Genomic DNA, 22,619 nt, shown 5'->3' on the forward strand with positions numbered 1-22,619 from the left:
ACTTTGCTTTTGTAGGCCAGTCGCAAGAACTAGCGTCCGCCAGTCGCAGAAGTGTGGCGCCAGTCGCAACTAATTTGGCGCCCTACGCCTGGATCATCAAGCATCAATGTTCGTCGCCCGCAGCGCGTTGGTCTCGATGAAGTCACGACGTGGCTCCACCTCGTCACCCATGAGCATGGTGAACACGCGATCAGCCTCGATGGCGTCCTCAATCTGCACACGCAGCAAACGGCGCACATTCGGATCCATCGTGGTTTCCCACAGCTGCTCGGGGTTCATTTCACCCAAACCCTTGTAGCGCTGGCGGCCCACCGAGCTTTCGGCTTGCTGCAGCAGCCAGGCCATGGCCGCACGGAAGTCGACCACCTTGGCCTCTTTCGCCTTCTCGCCTTCGCCCCGACGTACCACGGCATCTTCCGTCAGCAGGTCCTTGAAGGTGACACCGGCCTTGCTCAGCGCTTCGTAGTCGGCACCATGCACAAAATCGGCATTGATGATGCTGTACTTCGTATTGCCGTGGAAGATGCGGCTGATGCGCAGGATGTGCTTGTCCGTGCGGGCATCGTGCTCGGCCGTCACCTCGGCGTTGTGCAGCGCGCCCTTGAGGGCGGCGGCACTGGCTTCGGCATCGGCCAGCGTGTCCAGGTTCAGGGTCAGGCCATTGGCAATCGCACGCAGCGCTTCCACGTCCATCCAGTTGCTCAGGCGGTCCACCACGCTGCGCGCGGTCACATAGGCCTGGGCCAGCTCGGCCAGCGCCTCGCCGCCGATGGCGGGCTTGCCCTGGCCGGGCTCCACCACCGCGCCGTCGAGCGCCACCTTCATCAGGTACTCGTCCAGGGCGCCCGCGTCCTTCAGGTATTGCTCCTGCTTGCCATGCTTGACCTTGTAGAGCGGGGGCTGCGCAATGTAGATGTGGCCGCGCTCAACCAGCTCCGGCATCTGACGGAAGAAGAAGGTCAGCAGCAGGGTCCGGATGTGGGCGCCGTCCACGTCCGCATCGGTCATGATGATGATGCGGTGGTAGCGCAGCTTGTCCGGATTGAAATCGTCGTTGCCCGCACCGCGGCCAATGCCGGTGCCCAGCGCCGTGATCAGCGTGAGGATTTCATTGCTGGTCAGCAGCTTTTCGTAGCGGGCCTTCTCCACGGTCAGGATCTTGCCGCGCAGGGGCAGGATGGCCTGGAACTTCCGGTCACGACCTTGCTTGGCCGAGCCGCCGGCGGAGTCACCCTCCACGATGTAGATTTCGCACAGCGCGGGGTCTTTTTCCTGGCAGTCGGCCAGCTTACCGGGCAGGCCCAAGCCGTCGAGCACGCCCTTGCGGCGCGTCATCTCACGGGCCTTGCGGGCGGCTTCACGGGCACGCGCCGCTTCCACGATCTTGCCGCAGATGATCTTGGCGTCGGTCGGGTTCTCCAGCAACCAGTCGGTCAGCAAGCGCGAGACGATTTCTTCCACCGGCGCACGCACTTCCGACGACACCAGCTTGTCCTTGGTCTGGCTCGAGAACTTGGGCTCGGGCACCTTCACCGACACCACGCAGGCCAGGCCTTCGCGCATGTCATCGCCACCGACTTCGACCTTGGCCTTCTTGGCCAATTCGTTGTCTTCGATGTACTTGTTGATCACGCGGGTCATGGCCGCGCGCAGGCCGGTCAGGTGGGTGCCACCGTCGCGCTGCGGAATGTTGTTGGTGAAACAGAGCACATTCTCGTTGTAGCTCTCGTTCCACTGCATGGCCACTTCGACACCCACGTTGGTGCCGTTCTCCGACACCTTGTCGCCCTGCGCATGAAAGATGCTCGGGTTGAGGATGTTCTTGCCCTTGTTGATGAACTCCACAAAGCCCTTGACGCCACCGGCGTAGGCAAAGTTGTCTTCCTTGTTGTGGCGCTCGTCGATCAGTCGGATCTTGACGCCGTTGTTCAGGAAGCTGAGTTCACGCAGGCGCTTGGCCAAAATGTCGTAGTGATACTCGTTGTTCTCTTTGAAGATCTCGGTGTCCGGCAGGAAGTGCACCTCGGTGCCACGCTTGTCGGTTTCGCCGATGATCTTCATCGGGCTGACTTCAACGCCGTCGCGAACCTCGATCAGCCGGTCTTGCGGCACGCCCTGCTTGAACTCGATGTAATGCACTTGGCCATCTCGGCGCACCGTCAGGCGCAGCCACTTCGACAGGCCATTCACGCAAGACACGCCCACGCCGTGCAAACCGCCCGACACCTTGTAGCTGTTCTGGTTGAACTTACCGCCGGCGTGCAGCTCGGTCAGGGCGATTTCAGCGGCAGAGCGCTTGGGCTCGTGCTTGTCATCCATCTTGACACCGGTCGGGATACCGCGGCCGTTGTCGCTGACGGAAATCGAATTGTCGGTGTGGATGGTGACGACGATGTCATCACAATGCCCCGCCAAGGCTTCGTCGATGGAGTTGTCCACCACTTCGAAGACCAGGTGGTGCAGACCCGTGCCATCAGACGTGTCGCCGATGTACATGCCCGGGCGCTTGCGGACCGCCTCCAGGCCTTCCAGAATCTGGATGCTGCCTTCGCCATAGCCCGTGTCAGCGGATGCCGCGACGGGAGTTTGTGGCTGCTGATCAGGTTGGATGGCGTCGGTCATGGGTACAAGCGCTTGGTAAAGGATGGACCAGCGATGTGGTTCCAGAAATGGAAAAGGGATCCCCGATTTGACAATGGGGGACCCCTATTCTAGCCCGTGCCCGTCAGGGCCCGATGGAGAGAGCTGTCGCAGGCATGCCTCAGATGCGCATCGGCATCACGACGTACTTGAAACCCTCGAACTCGGGGTTGGTGATCAGCGCCGAGCTGTTGGCGTCCTGCAATGACACGGTCACCATGTCCTGGCTCATGTTGGCCAGCACATCCATCAGGTAGCTGACGTTGAAGCCGATTTCGAAGCTGTCGCCGCCGTAATCGATTTCGATCTCTTCCTTGGCCTCTTCCTGCTCGGCGTTGCTCGAGGCAATGCCCAGCAAACCGGGCTGGAAGTTCAGGCGCACGCCCTTGAACTTGTCTGAGGTCAGGATGGCCGCACGTTGCAGCGAAGCCAGCAAAGCGGCACGACCCAGCGTGATGTGGTGCTTGTGGTTCTTGGGAATGACGCGGTTGTAGTCGGGGAACTTGCCCTCGACCAGCTTGGTCACGAACTCCAGCCCCCCGAAGCTGAACTTTGCCTGGTTGCCGGCAAAGCGCATTTCGATCATCTGCTCTTCGCCGTCCTTGCTCTTGCCTTCGTCCTTGAGCAGACGCTGCAACTCCAGCACGGTCTTGCGCGGCAGGATGACTTCCTGCTTGGGCATGTCCACATCCAGATTGGCCTGGGCCAGCGCCAGACGGTGGCCATCGGTGGCCACGAGGGTCAGGCTGTTGCCTTCGGCCACGAACAGGATGCCGTTGAGGTAGTAGCGGATGTCGTGCACCGCCATGGCGAAGTGCACCTGACCAATCAAGGACTTCAGCGTCTTTTGCGGCACGCTGAAAGCCGGACCGAAATCAGCGGCTTCCTGCACCAGCGGGAAATCTTCAGCAGGCAGGGTCTGCAAGGTGAAGCGGCTCTTGCCACCTTGCAGCGTCAGTTTGTTTTGCGCAGCCGTCAGCGACACGATCTGGTCAGCAGGCAGGCTCTTGAGGATGTCCCCCAGCTTCTTGGCCCCCACGGTGGTGGCGTAGTCCCCTTCATCGCCATCCAGCTGGGCCGTGGTCCGAATCTGAATTTCCAGATCGCTGGTGATCAATTCTAGCGAAGGACCCTGCTTACGCAAAAGAACATTGGCCAAGATGGGCAAGGTGTGGCGGCGTTCCACGATCCCAGCCACGGATTGCAGGGCGGCAAGAACTTTTTCCTGGGCTGCTTTCAACACAATCATCTTAGTCTTTCAAATTGGTCGTTGTAGTAGAGGGCGACCTTTTCTGTGAACAACGCTATTTTGTCCTGATCCTTCAAGGATTTAGCCGCAGGACAAGCCTGTGGATCCTACCCCGGTTCGAGATGGGGACAAGAGACAACAACTCTGGAAAAACCCCAAACCCTGTGGACAAGCGACCACTTGTTCAATTTTTGTCCACAACCTTGTTGGCTTGACAGCCTATCAGCTCATTTGGCAGGGGGCTTGAAACGCGTCAAAACGGGCACAGAGGGCTGTGAACAAGCCTGTTCATCAAAAAAGGACAACCGCCTGGTTTTCCACACGCACAAGCCGTTTTGACAAGTTGTTGTGCAACTGTCCCTGTCTTCCGAGCCTTGAACTCCACAGACTTTGAGCGCATGCAACTGCTTGATTGGACTGAGGAAAAGTGACTTGTCCACACAAAAAGCACGCCTCTACTACAACCACCAAGGAGATATTGAAGAGATAGTGTTGTGGAGAAAAAAAAGGAGGCCGAAGCCTCCTTGGTGTCTGTGTCGCGATGCGATCAGCCTTTGAGCGTTTGCTCCAGCACGTGGAGCTGTTGGTTCAGCTCGGTGTCCTTGCTGCGCTCGCTGGCAATCTTGCGCACGGCATGCAACACGGTGGTGTGATCGCGGCCACCGAACAGTTCGCCGATCTCGGGCAAGCTCTTTTGCGTCAGTTCCTTGGCCAGGTACATGGCAATCTGACGTGGCTTGGCGATCGAAGCCGGACGTTTCTTCGAGTACATGTCCGCGACCTTGATCTTGTAAAAATCGGCCACGGTCTTCTGGATGTTTTCGACCGAGATCTGGCGGTTCTGGATGGACAGCAGGTCCTTCAGGGCTTCGCGTGCCAGATTGATTGTGATCTCCTTGTGGCTGAACTTGGCGAAGGCCAGCACTTTGCGCAGGGCACCTTCGAGTTCACGCACGTTGGCGCGCACGTTCTTGGCCACGAAGAACGCCACGTCTTCCGGCAGGTCCACCGCTTCCTGGCGGGCTTTCTTGATCAGAATCGCCACGCGCATTTCCAGCTCGGGCGGCTCAATGGCCACGGTCAAGCCGGAATCAAAACGTGAGGTCAGGCGCTCATCGATGTTGGCCAGACCCTTGGGGTAGGTGTCCGACGTCATGATGATGTGGGCCTTCTTGGCCAGCAGCGCTTCGAAAGCGTTGAAAAACTCTTCCTGCGTCCGATCTTTGCCCGCAAAGAACTGCACATCGTCGATCAGCAGCAGATCGAGGTTGTGGTACTTGGCCTTGAGTTCGTCAAAGGTCTTGCGCTGGTAGTTCTTCACCACATCCGAGATGAACTGCTCGGCGTGCAGGTACAGGATGCGCGCATCGGGCTTGTCAGCCAGCAAGGCGTTGCCCACAGCGTTCATCAAGTGGGTTTTGCCCAGACCCACGCCACCGTAGATGAACAGCGGGTTGTACATCTGGCCGGGGGCGCCGGCCACATGCAGGGCCGCGGTGCGGGCCATCTGGTTGGCGCGACCGGGCACGAGGTTGTCAAACGTCAGCGCCGGGTTGAGGCCCATGACCTGAGGTTGACTGCGCGGTGCACGGCTCGGCTCTTGAGCCTGTGGATAGTTGGGGGCAGCTGGCGATGCCGCTTGCTGCGCCATTTGCGGCGGCATGGCCGGCGCGTACTGCGCATTGGGCGGCAGCATGCGACCTGGCATGGCCATCGGAGGGCGGGCACCCGTGGTCGCCGGCATCGCAGCGCGTGGCGCCAGACTGATGTCCATGCGCAGTTCGCCCCCATGCAGCTCGTGGAGAATGGCTTCGAGGCGGGCGCTGTACTGGGTACGGATCCAGTCGAGCATGAAGCGGTTGGGCACGCGCACGTTCACCAAGGTCAGCCCATCGTCTTGCAGGCTGACATCCGCAGCAGGCAGAGGGCGGATCCAGGTGTTGAACTGCTGTTCAGGCAGTTCGGTGGCCAGGCGTTCGCAAGTACGTTGCCACAGGGTGGCAGGATCGTCTTGGATCGGGCCAGCAGACAATTCGGCGGCGCTCATGTTGTGGACAAGTCCTTCTTCGGGAGGCGAATTCTAGCCGCGCTCCGCTTAGAAATCGACAGGTTATCCACAGTTTTTTGAACATGGGGTTGTGGTACAAGTTCACCGCAACGCATGACTTCTGATGCAGTCTTGTTCGAAAGGGCATTGACCAGACATAAAAAACCTGCTGTAATCGCGGGTTCGTCCGGTTAGCTGATTGAATGGCTTGCCGGGTGTACCCCGGGTGGCAATTGCATCGCCTGAGGGACATCACAAGACAAAAAAGGCTGCGCCCTGATGGGGCGGCCGCCATGAAGGACCATCATGAAGCGTACTTACCAACCTTCCAAGACCCGCCGCGCCCGTACCCACGGTTTCCTGGTGCGCATGAAGACCAAGGGTGGCCGCAAGGTCATCAATGCTCGCCGCGCCAAGGGCCGCAAGCGTCTGGGCCTGTAATTTCTGGATTCAAGGCGGGTCTGGCTCATGCCAGGTCGCTTGCCGTCCCAGTCTGGTTGGTATCTTGTCGATCCAGCCAGTACAGGCATGAACAAGGCCGGGTCTATGCCCGGCTTTGTCACGACTTGATCTCCATTTTTTACCGTGCGTCCCCCTAGCCTGAAATCAGCTGATTTCCACAGGGCGTTGGGCTCACGTCCGGTTTCGCGCACGACGCATTTCGTCTTGCACGCGCTGTGGCGTCCGCAAGTGAATGCGGTGCCTGTACCGGGTTCCGACCGCGTCTCTGAGACGCAAGCCCCCAAGTTGTCAACATCTGACGCACTGGTTGAGCCCGTGTGTGTGGATGACTGCACCGTGGAGGTGCCTGGCGCAGGTCCCCGTGGCTGGCGTCTGGGCTTGGTGTTGCCTAAAAAGCAGGCACGCCGCTCGGTGACCCGTTCCCTGATTCGACACCAGAGCCGTGAGGCTTTGCGTCGGCACGCACCGCAGGTGTGGGCCAAAGGCCGTTTCACCGCCGAGGTGGAAGGCTGGGTCGTGCGTTTGCGCGCCCCGTTTGACCGCCAATTGTTCCCCAGCGCGGCTTCCGAAGCATTGAATGCAGCCGTTCGCGCGGAACTTGACGAACTCTGGTCCCGTCTGAGCAGAGGTCAGGCATGATGTCGGCTGCTCGGTCAGTCTGGCGTGCTGTGTCATCGTGGCTGTGTGCTGCGGTCAATGCCATGCTGATCGGGGTGGTGCGCGGATACCGTTTTTTCCTCAGCCCGTGGCTGGGATCGGCGTGTCGGTTCACCCCTACTTGTTCTCAATACGCGCTGCAAGCGCTGGAGCGTCACGGGCCGGTTGCCGGTTCCTATCTGGCGGGCCGGCGCTTGTTGCGTTGCCACCCTGCTTGTGCAGGGGGGCATGATCCGGTGCCCGATCAGGCGCCGGGCCTGTTGTCCCGTTTTTGTAACCCTTCGTCGGATTCACCTCGCTCATGAATGATCTGCGTCGCACCCTGCTGTGGTCGGTGTTTGCCGTCTCACTGCTGATGTTGTGGGATGGCTGGCTGCGTCACACCGGTCAAGCATCTCTGTTTGCTCCAGCTCCGACGGTGGCAGAGGCCCCTGCTTCGGCTGCCAGCGTGACCGGTGTGCCTTCGGCGCCGGTGGCCGCTCAGGCGGCGGCGCCCGCTGTGGTGTCTTCGGCCTCTGCGCCGGCTGCACCGCATGAGCTGATCACCGTCACGACCGATGTGGTCAAGGCCACGGTCGATTCCGACGGCGGCAGCCTGGTGAAGGTCGAGCTGCTCAAGCACAAGTCTCAACAGGCTGACCAGAACATGGTCGTGCTCGACAAGACGGCCGCCCACACCTATGTGGCAGAAACCGGTCTGATTGGCAGTGCAGCGGGTCAGACCTTGCCCAATCACACCACGCCGTTTGTGGTGGTGAGCAAGGACCGCGAATTGGCACCCGGTGCCGAGTCTCTGGTCCTGACGCTGGAGTCTGCGCCCGTCAACGGCATCAAGCTGGTCAAGACCTACACCTTCAAGCGCGGTGATTACGCCATTGCGGTGAAGCAGGACGTGGTGAATGCGTCCGGTTCGGCCATTCGTCCCACCTTGTATCTGCAGCTGACCCGCGATGGCTCCACGGCCGAAGCCAACAGCAACCCGGCCTCCTTCATGGGTGGTCCGGTGGCGTACACCGGCATGGCCGTTTACAACGCCAAGGGCAAGTACCAGAAGCTGGCTTTTGACAAGCTGGCCGAAGGCAAGGTCGAGTTCGAGAAGGCCGATGACAACGGCTGGGTCGCCATGGTGCAGCACCACTTTGCTTCGGCCTGGTTGCAAAACGACCCGGTTCAGCGCGAGTTCTACGGCAAGAAGCTGGCCACCAACCTGTATGCCACCGGCATGCTGTTCGGTCTGGGCGACATTGCGGCCGGTCAGTCCAAGTCTTTCGAGTCGACGCTGTTTGTCGGCCCTCAGGAAGAAAACAAGCTGAAGGCCCTGGCGCCCGGTTTGGAGTACACCAAGGACTACGGCTGGACGCACATCATGGCGGCGCCGCTGTTCTGGTTGCTCGACAAGCTGCACGGTGCCATCGGCAACTGGGGTTGGGCGATCGTGGCCCTGGTGGTGCTCTTGAAGGCGGCGTTCTACTGGTTGAACGCCAGTGCTTACCGCTCGATGGCCAAGATGAAGGCGCTGAATCCGCGCATTCAGCAGCTGCGTGAAAACATGAAGGACAACCCGCAGCAGATGCAGCAGGAAATGCTGAAGATCTACCGCGAGGAGAAGGTCAATCCGATCGGTGGCTGTCTGCCCATCCTGATCCAGATCCCAGTGTTCATCGCGCTGTACTCGGTGTTGTCGTCGTCGGTGGAAATCCGTAACGCACCGTGGATCGGCTGGATCGTGGACTTGTCGGTCAAGGATCCGTTCTATGTGCTGCCCGCCCTGATGACCTTGTCGACGCTGCTGCAGACCTGGTTGAACCCGACCCCGCCGGATCCGGTTCAGGCCAAGATGATGTGGATCATGCCCCTGCTGTTCTCGGTGATGTTCTTCTTCTTCCCGGCCGGCCTGGTGCTGTACTGGCTGACGAACAACATCCTGTCGATTGCTCAGCAGTGGTTCATCAACAAGCAACTGGGTGTGACTCAGTAAGCTGTTTGAACTGCACCTTGGAAACGAGGTGCCCAAATCAAAAACCGCCCTCAAGAGGGCGGTTTTTTCATGTGCGCTGACGGCGGCGAGCGCAGCAGGTGGCCAGCAGGCCCGTGCCCATCAAGGCCCAACTGGCGGGTTCCGGTACGGGGGTGGTGGCGCTCAGGTTGCTGGTCTGCATGATGACCCGGTCGTTGAGGTTCAGGCTGCTGGCAAGGACCACGATGTTGAGGGCCTGCAGTGCCACGGTCGACAAGGACAAGGTCCCGCTGGCTTCGAGGGTCAGGTTGTTGCTGGCAGTGAGGTAGCCATCCCGGATGAGGAGATTGCCCGTGCAGCTGTACAGGATGTTGGCACCGAACTGTGCGTTGCTGGGGCCATCGCACGAGATGAAGGCGGGCTGATCGGGGATCAGGCTGAAGTCAAATGGTGCGGGGGCTGGCAGCACGCCCTCACTGCTTTGCGCTGCAGCGTGAGCCGAAGCGAGCACGGTCAAGGCCACAAGCAGAAGCTGGCGCATGGAAAGTCCCTGAGATGATGATTTGCGATCAGTTTAACGATGATCGTGTGTCTGATGCGTGAACACCCCGATCTTGGGGGCATCGGTAGAATCGCGGCCATGTCCTGGCTCGATCGTCATACTCCCATCGTTGCGGTTGCGACCGCGTCCGGCCGAGGGGCCGTTGGCATCGTGCGGGTGTCTGGTAAAGGCTTGATGCCTTTGGCGCAGGCGCTGTGTGGTCGCACTTTGCAAGCACGCGTCGCCACCTATGGTCCGTTCAAGGACGCCAAGGGGGAAGCCATTGACCATGGGCTGGCGCTGTACTTTCCTGCGCCGCACAGCTACACCGGCGAAGATGTCCTGGAGTTGCAAGGTCACGGCGGCCCGGTGGTGATGCAGCTGTTGCTGGCGCGTTGCCTGGAAGCAGCCGCCACCAAAGATCCCGTGACCGACCAGGCCGTGCTGCCCGGACTGCGCTTGGCCGAGCCGGGTGAGTTCACCCAGCGGGCATTTCTGAACGACAAGATCGACCTGGCGCAGGCCGAGGCGATTGCCGACTTGATCGATGCCAGCACCGAGGCGGCCGCGCGGTCGGCCAGTCGCTCGCTCGGCGGGGCGTTCAGCCAGGAAATCGACGCCTTGCGCGACAAGTTGATCAACCTGCGCATGCTGGTCGAAGCCACGCTCGACTTCCCCGAAGAAGAGATCGACTTCCTTGAAAAGGCCGATGCCCGCGGCAAGCTCGACCGGGTGGCCGAAACGCTGGACGGGGTGTTGCGTCAGGCCCGGCAGGGGGCTTTGCTGCGCGAGGGCTTGCAGGTGGTGTTGGCCGGGCAGCCGAATGCGGGCAAGAGTTCCTTGCTCAATGCCCTGGCCGGGGCCGAGCTGGCCATCGTCACGCCCATCGCGGGTACCACGCGTGACAAGGTCAGTGAAACCATCCAGATCGAAGGCGTGCCACTGCATGTGATCGACACCGCCGGTTTGCGGGCCGATCACGAGGCATCCGACGAAGTCGAGCGCATTGGCATGGCGCGCAGCTGGGAGGCCATTGGCCAGGCCGATGCCGTGCTGTTTCTGCACGACCTGACCCGTGTGGACAACCTGGCTTACGCCCAGGCCGACGCCGACATCGCAGCCAAGTTGCCGGATGGCGTGCCGGTGGTGCACGTGTTCAACAAGGCGGATGCAGGCAGCCTGTCACCCGCCGTGCAGGCCGGGGTGCTGCCTGCGGGGCCGGTGCTGGCCTTGTCGGCCAAAACTGGCGAGGGCTTGCAAGCCTTGCGGCACACCTTGCTGGACATGGCCGGTTGGCAGGCGGCGCCCGAAGGGGTGTTCATTGCCCGGCAACGCCATGTGCAGGCCTTGCGGACGGCCCGTGAGCACCTGGAAATGGCGCAGGCGCATGCGGCCTTGAGCGATGGGGCGCTGGATTTGCTGGCTGAAGAGCTGCGCCTGGCGCACAACGCGCTGGGCACGATCACTGGCGCGTTTTCGGCGGACGACCTGCTGGGCGAGATCTTCACGCGCTTTTGCATCGGGAAATAGTCGGTTTCTTGCAAAAGGTTCCCTCGATTACCCCCTTGTTCCAGGCAAATCGAGGACAGTGCGGCGACTACTCATTCACCGTTGATCCATGATCGTTTAAATTAAGTAACTTGTGCGCATCACTGCACGGGTTCTTGATAAACGAGGCGACGATGGATTCGACGGAACTGATTCAGGCGATTCAAACCCTCAACACGGAGGATTCCTTCCGTCCTCGCCTGGACCCTCAGCAATGGCGGACCTTCTGCCAGTACCTGACACGGCATGAGCTGCGTTCGGGCGATCTGCTGGTCAAGCAAGGCGACCGTGACCGCACGGTGTACTTTTTGGGGCAGGGCTCTTTGCAGGTGTTCGTCACGGGGGCTGCGCCCGGTGCTTCGCGGATCGCCATCTTGCGCCCGGGTGCCATGTGTGGTGAACCTGGCCTCTTCAGCGATGGGCAACGTACAGCCAATGTGGAGGCCATGACCCCGTGCGTGATCTATGCCTTGCGCTTGCCCCGTTTTGAAGAGTTGTGTGCCCGCGTGCCCGTCGTGGCCGTGGAAGTGTTGAAGGCCGCTGGTGCCGTGATGGCCACCCGGATGCGCGCCAACATGAGCCGCCAGATTCCTGCGGCTTGACGAGGTCTCATGTCTGCAGCACTCGGTCCCCGTCGCCCGACCATTCTGGTTGCCGATGATTCGCCCCAGAACATCGAACTGTTGTCTCACATCCTGAGCAGCGAGTACCGGATCAAGGTCGCGACCTCTGGTGAAAAGGCGCTGAAGATCGTCTATTCCGACGAGCCGCCAGATCTGATCCTGCTCGACATCATGATGCCCGACATCAGCGGGCATGAGGTGTGTCAGCGCATCAAGTCCAACCCGGATCGCCGACGCATTCCCATCATTTTTGTGACCGCCATGAGCACGGTCGAAGACGAAAGTCTGGGGCTGTCACTGGGTGCGGTGGACTACATCACCAAGCCCATCAGCCCGGCGCTGGTGCAGGCACGGGTGCGCACCCATCTGGCTTTGTACGACCAGTCGCGCGAGCTGGAGCGCATGGTGGCGCAGCGCACGGGTGAGCTGGTGGCGTCGCGCCAGCAACTGATCCGCCGTTTGGGGCGGGCGGCCGAATACAAGGACAACGCCACGGGCAACCATGTGGTGCGCATGGCCCATGTGACCCGTCTGGTGGCGCAGGAAGCCGGCCTGGGGCCGGAGGCCGTGCAGCTCTTGTTTCAGACTGCGCCCATGCACGATGTGGGCAAGATCGGCATTCCGGACAGCATTTTGCTCAAGCCGGGACCTCTGACAGCGGATGAGATGAAGGTGGTGCGCCAGCATCCTCAAATTGGCGCCGAGATCATTGGCAAGCATGACAACGAGCTGCTGTCGATGGCTCGCACGATTGCCCTGACACACCATGAACGCTGGGATGGCACGGGCTATCCACAGGGCTTGCAAGGTGAGCAGATTCCGCTGCCGGGCCGCATTGTGGCCATTGCCGATGTGTTTGATGCCTTGGTCAGCCGTCGCCCCTACAAAGAGCCTTTCTCGGCCGAGCAGGCCATTGCCATCATGGTGGAGGAGCGAGGCAAGGCGTTTGATCCGGCTTTGATCGACGCGTTCCTGGCTCAGCGCCACGAGATCCTGCGCATCACCGCCTTGTACGCCGATGAGCGCGGATCCATGGTGGATCATCCGGTCTGATGGCCGGTGATCCCTGATAGGTAGCGCATCGCCGCGTCAAAGTCATACACGCCAAGCGCCTGGTTGAGCTTGACGATGTCGCTGTGGCGACCCAGTGCCGGCCAGGTGTCCAGCAGTTCGACGAGCAGTTCGCGCGCGTGGGCGTCGTTGTCCTCGATGAGGTGATGCAGGCGTTGCCAGTGGGCGTGCAGTCGCTCATCCTGCAAGGCCATGGGCGCCGTTTCGGCCGTGGTGGCCGAGGGGGTGTTCAGGCTGGCAATGTCGGCGATCACCTGTTGCAGGACTTCCAGGGTGTGGGCCAGGGCGGTCTCAAGGGGCGCAGCGTCTGCCGGTGGCGTGGCGCCTTCCACTTCCTGTCCTGTGGATGACGCAGCGGTCAGCAGCATGTGTTCCAGCGTGCTGGCCGCCTCATAGAGTGATTTGGCACCGATGTTGCCCGCCAGCCCCTTGAGCGTGTGGGTGTGTTGCACAGCGGCGTCCAGATCTTCGCCGTCGGCTTGGAGTCGGGCTGCAAAGTCTTGTTGGGTGCGGGCAAAGCCCCGCAGCAGGCGTCGGTACAACTCGACATTGCCCATGCAGCGCTCCAACCCGTCCACGGTGTCGATGGACTGAAGTTGCGCAAGCGCCGCCGTTTCGGTGCCCGGTTCTGGCTGTGCCGCCACCGGATGGGCGGGCTGGATCCACCGGGCCATGATGGTGAACATCTGGCCCAGGTCCAGGGGTTTGGTGATGTGGTCGTTCATGCCGGCTTGCAACACCCGCTCACGGTCGGATGCCAGGGCGCTGGCGGTCATGGCGATCACGGGCAAGGTTTGCCATTCGGTGCGTGCACGAATGCGTTCGGTGGCGGTGTAGCCGTCCATCACGGGCATCTGGCAATCCATGAGCACGCCGTCGAAGGGGCCGGCGGTATCGAGCTTTTCCAGCGCTTCCTGACCGTTTGCCGCTGTGATGACGGTCAGGCCGGCGCGTTGCAGCAGATCACAGGCCAGTTCCTGATTGACGGGTTGGTCTTCTACCAGCAGCACGCGGGCCCCGGCCAGTTGACGTTGGGCATGGAGCAGGACCCGGTTGCCGGCGCGTGGGGTGTCATCGATTTGCGTGGTGTGCCCCAGCGCGCGTGTCAGGCTGTCCAGCAAGGTGGACGGGGTGACCGGTTTGTGAAGGATGCCGGCGAAGTCCACGCCATCGGCCGCCTTGAGTGCCTCGTCACGCGAGAAGGCCGTGACCAGCAGGACACAGGGGCGTCGCTCAGGGGGCAGCGCCAAGGCTTGGCGAGCAAAGGTGATGCCGTCCATGTCGGGCATTTGCCAGTCGGTCAGCAGCACGTCATGCGGGGTGCCGGATTGCGCGGCTTCCTGCATCTTGGCCAAGGCCTGTTCACCGCTGTCACACACATCGACGTGCAGTCCCAGGCGGGCAGCCATGTGTCCCAGCACATCACGGGCACAGGCGTTGTCGTCGACCAGCAGCAGACGTTTGCCCTGCAATTCACTGGCCAGCAGCGCTCGGCGGGGAATGGCCTGGTCTTGCAGACCAAAGCGGGCGGTGAAATGGAAGGTGGACCCTTTGCCTGGCGCACTGTTGACCCAGATGCGGCCGTTCATCATGTCAACCAGCTGGCGCGAAATGGTCAGCCCCAAGCCTGTACCGCCGTATTGACGCGTGGTGGAGCTGTCGAGCTGGGTAAAGGGTTGGAACAGTCGGTCTATTTGCTCGGGTGGCATGCCGATGCCGCTGTCCTGCACCCAGAAGTGCAGCAAGACCGCATCGGCCTGACGTTGTTGCACTTCACAGCCGATCACGACTTCGCCTTGGGGCGTGAACTTGATGGCGTTGGTCCCCAGGTTGATGAGAATTTGGCCAAGCCGGATGGGGTCACCGATCAGGGCGGTGGGCAGATCGGGAGGGGCGGCAAACAGCAGCTCCAGGCCCTTTTCCTCGGCCCGCATACCCAGGACGTCGGCCATGTTGTGGACAACGCTTTCGAGCTGGAAATCGGTGTATTCGAGTTCCAGCTTGCCGGACTCGATCTTGGACACATCGAGCACGTCGTTGAGGATGTCGAGCAGGTTGCTGGCCGCGCGGTGGGCCTTTTCAATGTAATTGCGTGCCTTGGCGGGCAAGTCGTCGAGCAGGGCCAGATGCGTCATGCCCATGATGGCGTTCATGGGCGTGCGGATTTCATGGGACATGTTGGCCAGGAACTGGCTCTTGGTTTGGGTGGCGGCCTCTGCTTCCTTGCGGGCTTGTTGCAGCGCCTCGGCAGCTTGGTTGCGTGCGGTGATGTCTTGCACGATGGCGCAGTACTGCACACGGCCTTCATGCTCGAAAGGCAGCACCACCACCTCGGCGTCAAAAGGGGTGCCGTCCAGGCGGGTGTGTCGCCATGTGACGGTCTCGGCCCGCATGGTTTGGCCCATCTGACGGATGTGAGCGACCACTTCGTTGATGCGTTCGACCGAATGGTCTGCGGGGGACAAGGGGGGCAGGTAAGGCATCAAGCCCAATAAATCAGATTCGCTGGCACAGCCAAACAGGCGCAAGGCTTCCGGATTGCAACGCACGATGCCGTGGTCGAGGGTGTAGAAGAGGAAGGCTAGCGGGGCGTGCTGGAACACAGCCTGGGTGCGCGCCTCAACTTGTTTGATGGCGCTGATGTCAGACCAGTACCCGTTGTAGATGCGGGTGCCGTCGGGGCGTTCGCTCAGACGGCTTTCACACCGGATCCAGACGGGCTTGTCGAGCTTGGGGCTCTGAAGCAGAAAGTCGGTCATGACGGTGGGGGGCAGGCATTGCCCCTTGCCCATCATTTCCCAGATCTGAGTCGGGTGGTGCGCCAGTTGTTCACTGGTGTAGCCCAAGGTGGCTTCCACCTGCTCGCCAACGAAGCTGAAGTGCCCAGGCCCGTGCGTCGGCTGTTCCCAGCAAAACACCGTCAGAGGCAAGGCGTGCGCCATTTGTGACAGGTTTTGCTGCGCATGCGTGACTTGTTTCAGACGGCGCTGACGCTGTTGCAGGGCGCTCAACAACCAGTAGCCACTGACCAGCAGCAGCGCGCCGCCGGTACTCCATTTGAGGATGAGCGCCCCTTCGGCTTCGCGTGGCACCATGGCCCAGAGGGTCAGGTCGCCCCAATTGATGGACTTGGACAAAGCCAGATAAGGCTGACCGGACTCGTCCACCACGAAATCGGCTTGTCGCTCGCCACGCTCCAGCCGGTCGTGCTGCCAGGGCAGCATGGGTGGCATGCGCTGGTACACCCGTTCGGCGGTGGCTTCGTCAGGCGGTGCCGCGGTGGTCATGGGGATGCGTTGGAGCAGGTAGCCGGGCTGATTGCCCATCAAGACCACTCCCCGGCCATCGGTGACGAACAGGCGATGCTTGGCGTCGTCAAACAGATGCTGAAATGCATGGGACTCTTGCACCACCACAATCACCCCTTCAGGCTGACTGGCCTCACCCATTCGGGCTGAGAAAAAGAAGGAGGGGGTGTGCGTCAGTTTGCCGACGGCAAATTGATGCGCCAGCCCATCGGGATGGAGCAGGGCATCCGTGTAGTACTGGCGGGTCCGGAAATTGGTGCCGATGGCGTTGTGCAGGGCGTCATAGCTGCTGTCGGCCACGGTGGTGCCGTAGCGGTCGAGCAAAAACAGATGGCTGAGCTGGAAGTCCTGCGTGGTGTCCTGCAGCAGCTGGCTCATGGCGCGCACTGCTTGCTGGCGGGTGGCGGTGTCGCGCACAGCGGTACGCTGGTCCGGCGTGAGCTGCGCGCTGTCGGCAATGTGGGTGTCTTGCAGGTAGCGCGAGAGGGGGGCCTGACGCGACAGGGCTTTGGGCAAGGCGCCCAGTTGCTGAAAGCTCAGGGTCAGCGCGTTATGCAGGGTGTTGAGGCGTTGCTCGGCCAGATTGAGCTGCTCGGCGCGTGTGTCACGCAGATCGTGATCGATGAGCCAGGCCGTCCCCAGCCCGATCAGCAAGGTCCATAGACCGACCGCCAGCCACCAATGACCCACTTGAAGACGGGGCAGCACGTGGGGCCGGGGGGGATGGAAAGCTTGGGGCTCGTCGTGCGCCTCGACCATGCGGTATCACTCCTCCTGCAAAGCCTGTGACAGACTTTGATGAAGAGTGTGCCTGTTCGGCGCGGGATAAGCCAGCCGGGTGATTCCCGGCCGGTGAGTCATCGGACGACGGCTCAACCCTTGAGCAGCAAACGCTCGGCGCGGGTCAGGTCGCGTGGGCGGCCGGACAGCACCAGCGTGTCACCCGCTTCCAGCGTACGGTCGGCGTCGGGCTGCAGCACCCGGCCGCTGGCGCAGCGCAACGAGACCAGGGTGACCTCGGGGAGCTTGGCGTCCAGGCAATCGCTCAGAGAGGTGCCCACACACACGGCATCGGTCGACAGGGTGATGGAGGCCAGACGTTGCAGCTCGCCTTCGTCTTCGTTGTCGTCATCGGCACCGTGGAAGTAGCCGCGCAGCAAACCGTAGCGCGCCACCCGCTGGTCTTGCACCAGACGGATCACCCGGCGGATGGGAATGCCCACCAGCGCCAACGTTTGCGAAGCCAGCATCAGCGAGCCTTCAATCGCCTCGGGCACCACGACGGTGGCCCCGGCGGCTTGCAAGGCATCCAGGCGAGCATCGTCAATGGTGCGCACGGCCACCGGTACGGTGGGCGCGTGCTCGCGCACCAGGTGCAGGATCTTTTTGGCCGAGGCCGTGTCCGGGTAGGTGATGACCAGGGCCGACGCACGCGACAAGCCCGCCGCGACCAGGCTTTGCAGGCGGGTGGCATCGCCAAACACCACGTTCTGTCCGGCGATGGCGGCCTGGTGCACCCGGTCCGGATCCAGATCCAGTGCCATGTAGGGGATGCCTTCTTGCTCCAGCAGGCGGGCCAGGTTCTGGCCGCATCGGCCGTAACCGCAGATCAGCACATGGCGGTCGGTGTTGATGGCTTTGGATGCGATCTTGGTCATGGCCAGCGATTGCATCAGCCAGTCGGTGGACGACACCCGCATCACGATGCGGTCGCTGTACTGGATGATCAGCGGCGTGATCAGCATGGACATCACCATGGCCGCCAGCAAGGGGCTTTCCACATGCTGGGGGATCAGGTGCTGCTCGGTGGCCAGCGACAGCAGCACGAAGCCGAATTCGCCGGCCTGCGCCAGGTACAGGCCGGTGCGCAAGGCCACGCCCGTGGTGGCACCGAAGCCCTTGGCCAGGGACGTGACCAGGCCCAGCTTGAACAAGACGGGCAGGGTGCTCAGCAGCAGCACGAGCGCCCAGCTATCGATCAGGCTGTGCCAATCGAGCTTCATGCCGATGGTGATGAAGAACAGGCCCAGCAGCACGTCGTGGAACGGCCGGATGTCGGTCTCCACCTGGTGCTTGTATTCGGTCTCGGCAATCAGCATGCCGGCCACGAAGGCGCCCAGTGCCAGCGACAACCCGAAATGTTCGGTCAGCCAGGCCAGTCCCAATGTCACCAGCAACAGGTTGAGCATGAAGAGCTCGTCGCTTTTTCGGCGCGCCACCAGGGTCAACCACCAATGCATCACCCTCTGACCACCGGCCAGCAGCACGGCCAGCAAGGCCCCGGCCTTCAAGGCGGCCAGACCCAGGGTGCGGGTCAGCTCCGAGGCCGAGTCACCGAGTGCCGGAATCAGCACCAGCAGGGGCACCACGGCCAGATCCTGAAACAGCAAGATGCCCATGACGCGGCGGCCATGCTCGCTTTCCAGCTCCAGCCGGTCGGCCATCATCTTCACCACGATGGCGGTGGAACTCATGGCCAAGGCACCGCCTAAAGCGACGGCACCTTGCCAGTTGATGTTCCAGCCCAGCAAGCCGCCGTCATGGCCAAGATAGGCCAAACCACTTGCCAGCGCCAGATGCCCCACCACGGTGGCCACGATGGTGAGCCCGACCTGACTGAGTCCGAGCCCGAACACCAGCGACTTCATGCTGCGCAGCTTGGGCAGGTTGAATTCCAGACCAATCACGAACATCAGGAACACCACGCCGAATTCAGCCAGGTAACGCACCCCGGCCGAATCCTTGGCCAGCGCCAAGGCATTGGGGCCAATCACCACGCCCACCGCCAGATAACCCAGCATCGGTGGGAGCTTCATGAGGCGGCACAACACCACACCGATCACAGCGGCGAACAAGTAAAGCAGCGTCAGGTCGAGCGTAGTGGCCATGTTGTCCCTAGAATCCCCCTGATCCTACCCGGCATGGCAGGGCGCTTGTTTCAAAAACCCATTCCATGCCTTGATTACTTGGTTTCTCATGTCAGTCACTCCCTCTTCCCAAGCCGCCACCGTGGCGCTGGCCCGTCAGGCCCTGGACATTGAAGCGCGCGCCATTCAAGGGCTGAACGAGCGTTTGCTGGGTGATGCCGGCGCATCCTTCACACAGGCTGTGCAGGCCATGCTCGCCTGCCGTGGTCGGGTGGTGGTGATGGGCATGGGCAAGAGTGGCCACGTGGGCCGCAAGATCACGGCCACGCTGGCGTCCACGGGCACCCCTGCCATGTTCGTGCATCCGGCCGAGGCCCACCACGGTGACCTGGGCATGGTGCAGCCGGGCGATGTGGTGCTGGCCATCTCCAATTCGGGCGAAAGCGAAGAACTCACCGCTTTGCTGCCTGTGCTCAAGCGCCAAGGCGTGACCTTGCTGGCCATGACGGGCAAGCCGGCTTCTTCGCTGGCCCGCCATGCCGACGTGGTGCTCGACAGTGCTGTGGACCAGGAAGCCTGCCCGCTCAATCTGGCGCCTACCGCCAGCACCACCGTGCAAATGGCGCTGGGCGATGCCCTGGCCGTGGTGTTGCTGGAGTTGCGTGGCTTCAAGGCAGAAGACTTTGCCCGCTCGCACCCTGGTGGCGCACTGGGCCGCAAATTGCTGACCCATCTGCGCGATGTGATGCGGTCAGGCGATGCCGTGCCGCGTGTCGCCCCCGAGGCCAGCTTTGGCGATGTCATGCGCGAGATGAGTGCCAAGGGTCTGGGTGCCACCGCCGTGGTGGAGGCGTCTGGCCAACTGGCGGGCGTGTTCACCGACGGTGACCTGCGTCGCAAGATCGAAGCGGGGGTGGACCTGCGCGCCCTGACGGCCCGCGAGCTGATGACCCCATCGCCGCGTACCATTCGCGATGACGTGCTGGCCGCCGAGGCCGTGTCGATCATGGAAGCCCATCGCATCAACACCTTGCTGGTGACCGATGCACAGGGCATCCTGGTCGGTGCCGTCAACACCAATGATCTGATGCGTGCCAAGGTGATCTGATGCGCCCCCTCGTTCCGACCCTGACCTTCCCGTCCAGCCTGAAGCAACTGGGCAGCACCATCCGTGCGGCCATTTTTGATGTGGACGGGGTGCTCACCGATGGCACGCTGTTCATCAGCGAGGCGGGCGAGACCCTGAAGGCTTTCCACGCACTGGATGGTCATGGCTTGAAGTTGCTGGCGCAAGGCGGCATCACCCCCATCGTGATCACCGGACGGGATTCGCCCTCGGTGCGCCGACGCTTGAAGGACCTGGGCGTGACCCATGCTGTCTTTGGCGCGCACGACAAGCTCGCGGCGGCCGAGCCCCTCATGGCCCAGTTGGGCGTGTCGTGGGCCGAGATGGCGGTGATGGGGGATGACTGGCCTGATTTGCCCTTGCTGGTGCGTGCAGGGCTGGCCGTGGCGCCCGCCAACGCCCATGCCGAGGTCAAGGCTGTGGCCCATCACGTCAGCGCCTTGCGCGGCGGGCAAGGTGCCGCACGCGAGTGCTGTGACCTGCTGTTGTGGGCCACTGGGCGCTATGAGGCGCTGCTGCAAGGCCATTTGCAGACGCTCGACACCACGGCGGCAGGAGCCACGCGGTGAACGCGCGCTGGTGGTTGGTGCTGGAGCGCGCGCAGGCCGCGCTGCCTGTCTTGGGGGCGGCGGTCCTGGCCGGCTTCACCTGGTGGCTGGTTCAGTCGTCGCCACGTGAAGGCGGTGCCAGCGGCGCCAAGCCGGCCGCATCGGCGCCCGACTACGAGTTGCACCGTGCCCGCATCGTTCGGGTGGACCCGCAAGGGCGCCTGGAAGCGGTGCTCGATGGTGACCGCATCCGACATTTCCCTGCCACCGAGCGCTTGCTGGTGGACGAATTGACCCTGGCCGCCCGCGATGCCAAAGGCCAGAGCCTGCACGCCCAGGCACGCGAAGGCGAGGCCGACCAGCGCGCCGAAGTGGTGACGCTGCGGGGCCAGGTCCGCGCCCAGGCGGTGTCCTATCCTGAGCCTGGCAGCGGCTTGCGCCGTGATGTGGGCCCTGCCAACTTCAGCGGGGAAGGCTTGCGCATCGACACCCGTGCCCGCGTGGTGAGTTCGAACACCGCAGTCAAGATGGAGCAGGACCACAGCGTGGTGCGTGCGCAAGGTTTGCGCTACGACCAGAACAGCGGCGTGGCGCAGCTGCAGGGGCGTGTGGTCGGCCAGTACGACGCGCCCACCCGCTGAACATGTCCTCTCCAAACGGACAGATGGCCCCGCTGCTGTTCATCACCGGGGCCTCCAGCGGCATTGGCCAGGCCTTGGCTGCGCGTTATGCCCAGGCGGGCTGGCGGCTGGCGCTGGTGGCTCGTCGAGGGGCGCTGTTGCAGCAGTGGTGCGCTGAACAGGGCTGGCCCGCTTCGCAATGGGCGGTCTACGAAGCCGATGTCCGTGACCTCGCGCAGATCCAGATCGCCGCGCAGGCCTGCCTGCAGCAGCAAGGCGTGCCGGATGTGGTGGTGGCCAATGCGGGCATCAGCGTGGGCATCGATTTGAGCTACCAGGAAGATCTGGCCGTGCTCAAGGACCTGCTGGACACCAATGTGCTGGGGCTGGCGGCCACCTTTCAGCCCTTCATCGACGCCATGAAGCAGCGGCGCTCGGGCTACCTGGTAGGAATGGCCAGTGTGGCCTCCGTGCGAGGCTTGCCTGGGCATGCCGGCTATTGCGCGGCCAAAGGCGCCGTCGTGCAGCTGTGCGAAACCTTGCGTGGCGAGTTGCAAGCCCATGGCGTCAAGGTGGTGACCCTGGCGCCGGGCTACATCGACACGCCCTTGACGCGTGAGAACGACTACCCCATGCCCTTTTTGATGAACGCCGCTGATTTTGCCGAGCAGGCATTCCGCGCGATTCAGCAGGGCGTGCGCTGGCGGGTGATTCCCTGGCAGATGGGCGTGGTCGCCAGCATCATGCGCTGGCTACCCCGTGGTCTGTTTGATCGCATCGTGGGGGCGCAGCAGCACCGCAAGAAGCGGCGCCGCAGCGACCCCTGAGCCATCAGTGACGGCCGCCGTGGCCGTGACCATGACCGTGGCCATGATCGTCGTCGCGCTCGTGTCCGCGACCGTGGCGGTCATCGTCCCAGCCACCGCCCGGACGGCGATCATCGTGGCGCCCGCCTTGAGGCGGCATGTCCCGGACGAAGTACACCGGCTGACCGCAGGCGTTGTAGTGGTTGCAGTAGCGCGCCCAATTCTTGGAGTGGCCCGGTGGCACGCGCAGGTAGATGGGACGCTGCTGCATGCCGTAAGGCTGCTGGCGAATGATCACGGGCTGGGGGTAGACCAGGACAGGCTGCGTGTCACCGATGTCGACCCGGCCATAAAACCCGGGCTGGTTCACGCTGACACTGACGCCGACATTGGTGGCGGCCTGTGCGGCCCCCCGAGTTCGACACCAAATGCTGTAAGTGGTTGATTTGACTAGGTTGACCTAGTCAGCGTGCCACTACAGGAGGGATAACTGGAGTTCGTTGCTGAGCTTTTTGACCTTCAAGGCGGCCATGGTGGCGGCCTGATCTT

The 22,619-nt window shown here is 62.3% G+C and carries 18 protein-coding genes; 11 read left to right on the top strand and 7 right to left on the bottom strand.

Going from position 1 to position 22,619, the window contains the following annotated elements; all coding sequences use genetic code 11:
• Window positions 1–96: 96 nt before the first annotated feature.
• The 3 genes from gyrB to dnaA form a co-directional block, all read right to left on the bottom strand.
• Window positions 97–2,622 (bottom strand): DNA topoisomerase (ATP-hydrolyzing) subunit B, encoded by a 2,526-nt coding sequence (gyrB, locus tag ACMV18_RS12505; protein WP_420818123.1) that lies wholly within the window; start codon window positions 2,620–2,622, stop codon window positions 97–99.
• 139 nt (window positions 2,623–2,761) lie between these two features.
• Complete coding sequence (dnaN, locus tag ACMV18_RS12510; protein WP_374258880.1) at window positions 2,762–3,889, bottom strand: DNA polymerase III subunit beta; 1,128 nt, start codon at window positions 3,887–3,889, stop codon at window positions 2,762–2,764.
• Between the two features lie 547 nt (window positions 3,890–4,436).
• Window positions 4,437–5,936, bottom strand: a complete 1,500-nt coding sequence (dnaA, locus tag ACMV18_RS12515) for a chromosomal replication initiator protein DnaA (protein ID WP_420818124.1) — start codon at window positions 5,934–5,936, stop codon at window positions 4,437–4,439.
• Window positions 5,937–6,242: 306 nt separating this feature from the next.
• Here dnaA and rpmH point away from each other — a divergent pair, with 306 nt between their 5' ends.
• From rpmH to yidC, 4 genes are all read left to right on the top strand, one after another.
• Window positions 6,243–6,377 (top strand): 50S ribosomal protein L34, encoded by a 135-nt coding sequence (gene rpmH, locus ACMV18_RS12520; RefSeq protein WP_058086564.1) that lies wholly within the window; start codon window positions 6,243–6,245, stop codon window positions 6,375–6,377.
• Window positions 6,378–6,521: 144 nt separating this feature from the next.
• A complete protein-coding gene (locus ACMV18_RS12525; RefSeq protein WP_420818125.1) occupies window positions 6,522–7,037 on the top strand; it encodes a ribonuclease P protein component in 516 nt (171 codons plus the stop codon).
• A 62-nt stretch (window positions 7,038–7,099) separates the two neighbouring features.
• The gene (yidD, locus tag ACMV18_RS12530) at window positions 7,100–7,360 is read left to right on the top strand and encodes a membrane protein insertion efficiency factor YidD (RefSeq protein ID WP_420818136.1); all 261 of its coding nucleotides are present in this window, start codon (window positions 7,100–7,102) and stop codon (window positions 7,358–7,360) included.
• Window positions 7,357–9,033, top strand: coding sequence for a membrane protein insertase YidC (gene yidC / locus ACMV18_RS12535; protein ID WP_420818126.1), 1,677 nt, complete (start codon window positions 7,357–7,359; stop codon window positions 9,031–9,033). The genes yidD and yidC overlap by 4 nt, the downstream gene beginning before the upstream one ends.
• Before the next feature lie 67 nt (window positions 9,034–9,100).
• Here yidC and ACMV18_RS12540 read toward each other — a convergent pair whose 3' ends face one another.
• A complete protein-coding gene (locus ACMV18_RS12540) occupies window positions 9,101–9,553 on the bottom strand; it encodes a PEP-CTERM sorting domain-containing protein (protein WP_420818127.1) in 453 nt (150 codons plus the stop codon).
• A 99-nt stretch (window positions 9,554–9,652) separates the two neighbouring features.
• Between ACMV18_RS12540 and mnmE the strand changes: the two genes are divergently transcribed.
• From mnmE to ACMV18_RS12555, 3 genes are all read left to right on the top strand, one after another.
• Complete coding sequence (gene mnmE, locus ACMV18_RS12545) at window positions 9,653–11,083, top strand: tRNA uridine-5-carboxymethylaminomethyl(34) synthesis GTPase MnmE (protein WP_420818128.1); 1,431 nt, start codon at window positions 9,653–9,655, stop codon at window positions 11,081–11,083.
• A gap of 152 nt (window positions 11,084–11,235) precedes the next feature.
• Complete coding sequence (locus ACMV18_RS12550) at window positions 11,236–11,703, top strand: cyclic nucleotide-binding domain-containing protein (RefSeq protein WP_374258886.1); 468 nt, start codon at window positions 11,236–11,238, stop codon at window positions 11,701–11,703.
• 9 nt (window positions 11,704–11,712) lie between these two features.
• On the top strand, window positions 11,713–12,777 hold the full coding sequence (locus ACMV18_RS12555) for an HD domain-containing phosphohydrolase (RefSeq protein ID WP_420818129.1): 1,065 nt from the start codon (window positions 11,713–11,715) through the stop codon (window positions 12,775–12,777).
• On the opposite strand, the gene ACMV18_RS12560 is transcribed toward ACMV18_RS12555, so the two are convergent.
• Window positions 12,765–16,862, bottom strand: coding sequence for a response regulator (locus ACMV18_RS12560; protein ID WP_420818130.1), 4,098 nt, complete (start codon window positions 16,860–16,862; stop codon window positions 12,765–12,767). The genes ACMV18_RS12555 and ACMV18_RS12560 overlap by 13 nt on opposite strands.
• Window positions 16,863–16,975: 113 nt before the next feature.
• A complete protein-coding gene (locus ACMV18_RS12565; RefSeq protein ID WP_420818132.1) occupies window positions 16,976–18,991 on the bottom strand; it encodes a cation:proton antiporter in 2,016 nt (671 codons plus the stop codon).
• An 88-nt stretch (window positions 18,992–19,079) separates the two neighbouring features.
• Here ACMV18_RS12565 and ACMV18_RS12570 point away from each other — a divergent pair, with 88 nt between their 5' ends.
• The 4 genes from ACMV18_RS12570 to ACMV18_RS12585 are packed head-to-tail and all read left to right on the top strand — an operon-like array spanning window position 19,080 to window position 22,091.
• The gene (locus tag ACMV18_RS12570; protein WP_374257054.1) at window positions 19,080–20,078 is read left to right on the top strand and encodes a KpsF/GutQ family sugar-phosphate isomerase; all 999 of its coding nucleotides are present in this window, start codon (window positions 19,080–19,082) and stop codon (window positions 20,076–20,078) included.
• On the top strand, window positions 20,078–20,665 hold the full coding sequence (locus ACMV18_RS12575) for a KdsC family phosphatase (protein WP_374257056.1): 588 nt from the start codon (window positions 20,078–20,080) through the stop codon (window positions 20,663–20,665). Before ACMV18_RS12570 ends, ACMV18_RS12575 begins: the two co-directional genes overlap by 1 nt.
• Window positions 20,662–21,285: an LPS export ABC transporter periplasmic protein LptC gene (gene lptC, locus ACMV18_RS12580; RefSeq protein ID WP_420818133.1), complete on the top strand. Its 624-nt coding sequence runs from the start codon at window positions 20,662–20,664 to the stop codon at window positions 21,283–21,285. The genes ACMV18_RS12575 and lptC overlap by 4 nt, the downstream gene beginning before the upstream one ends.
• Window positions 21,286–21,287: 2 nt before the next feature.
• Window positions 21,288–22,091 carry an SDR family oxidoreductase gene (locus ACMV18_RS12585; RefSeq protein ID WP_420818134.1) on the top strand — a complete coding sequence of 268 codons (804 nt, stop codon included), beginning with the start codon at window positions 21,288–21,290 and terminating at the stop codon, window positions 22,089–22,091.
• Window positions 22,092–22,095: 4 nt separating this feature from the next.
• Here ACMV18_RS12585 and ACMV18_RS12590 read toward each other — a convergent pair whose 3' ends face one another.
• On the bottom strand, window positions 22,096–22,440 hold the full coding sequence (locus ACMV18_RS12590) for a hypothetical protein (protein ID WP_420818135.1): 345 nt from the start codon (window positions 22,438–22,440) through the stop codon (window positions 22,096–22,098).
• Window positions 22,441–22,619 lie beyond the last annotated feature (179 nt).

Origin of the sequence: Aquabacterium sp. (assembly GCF_048860245.1) — a bacterium.
GTDB lineage: Bacteria > Pseudomonadota > Gammaproteobacteria > Burkholderiales > Burkholderiaceae_C > Aquabacterium.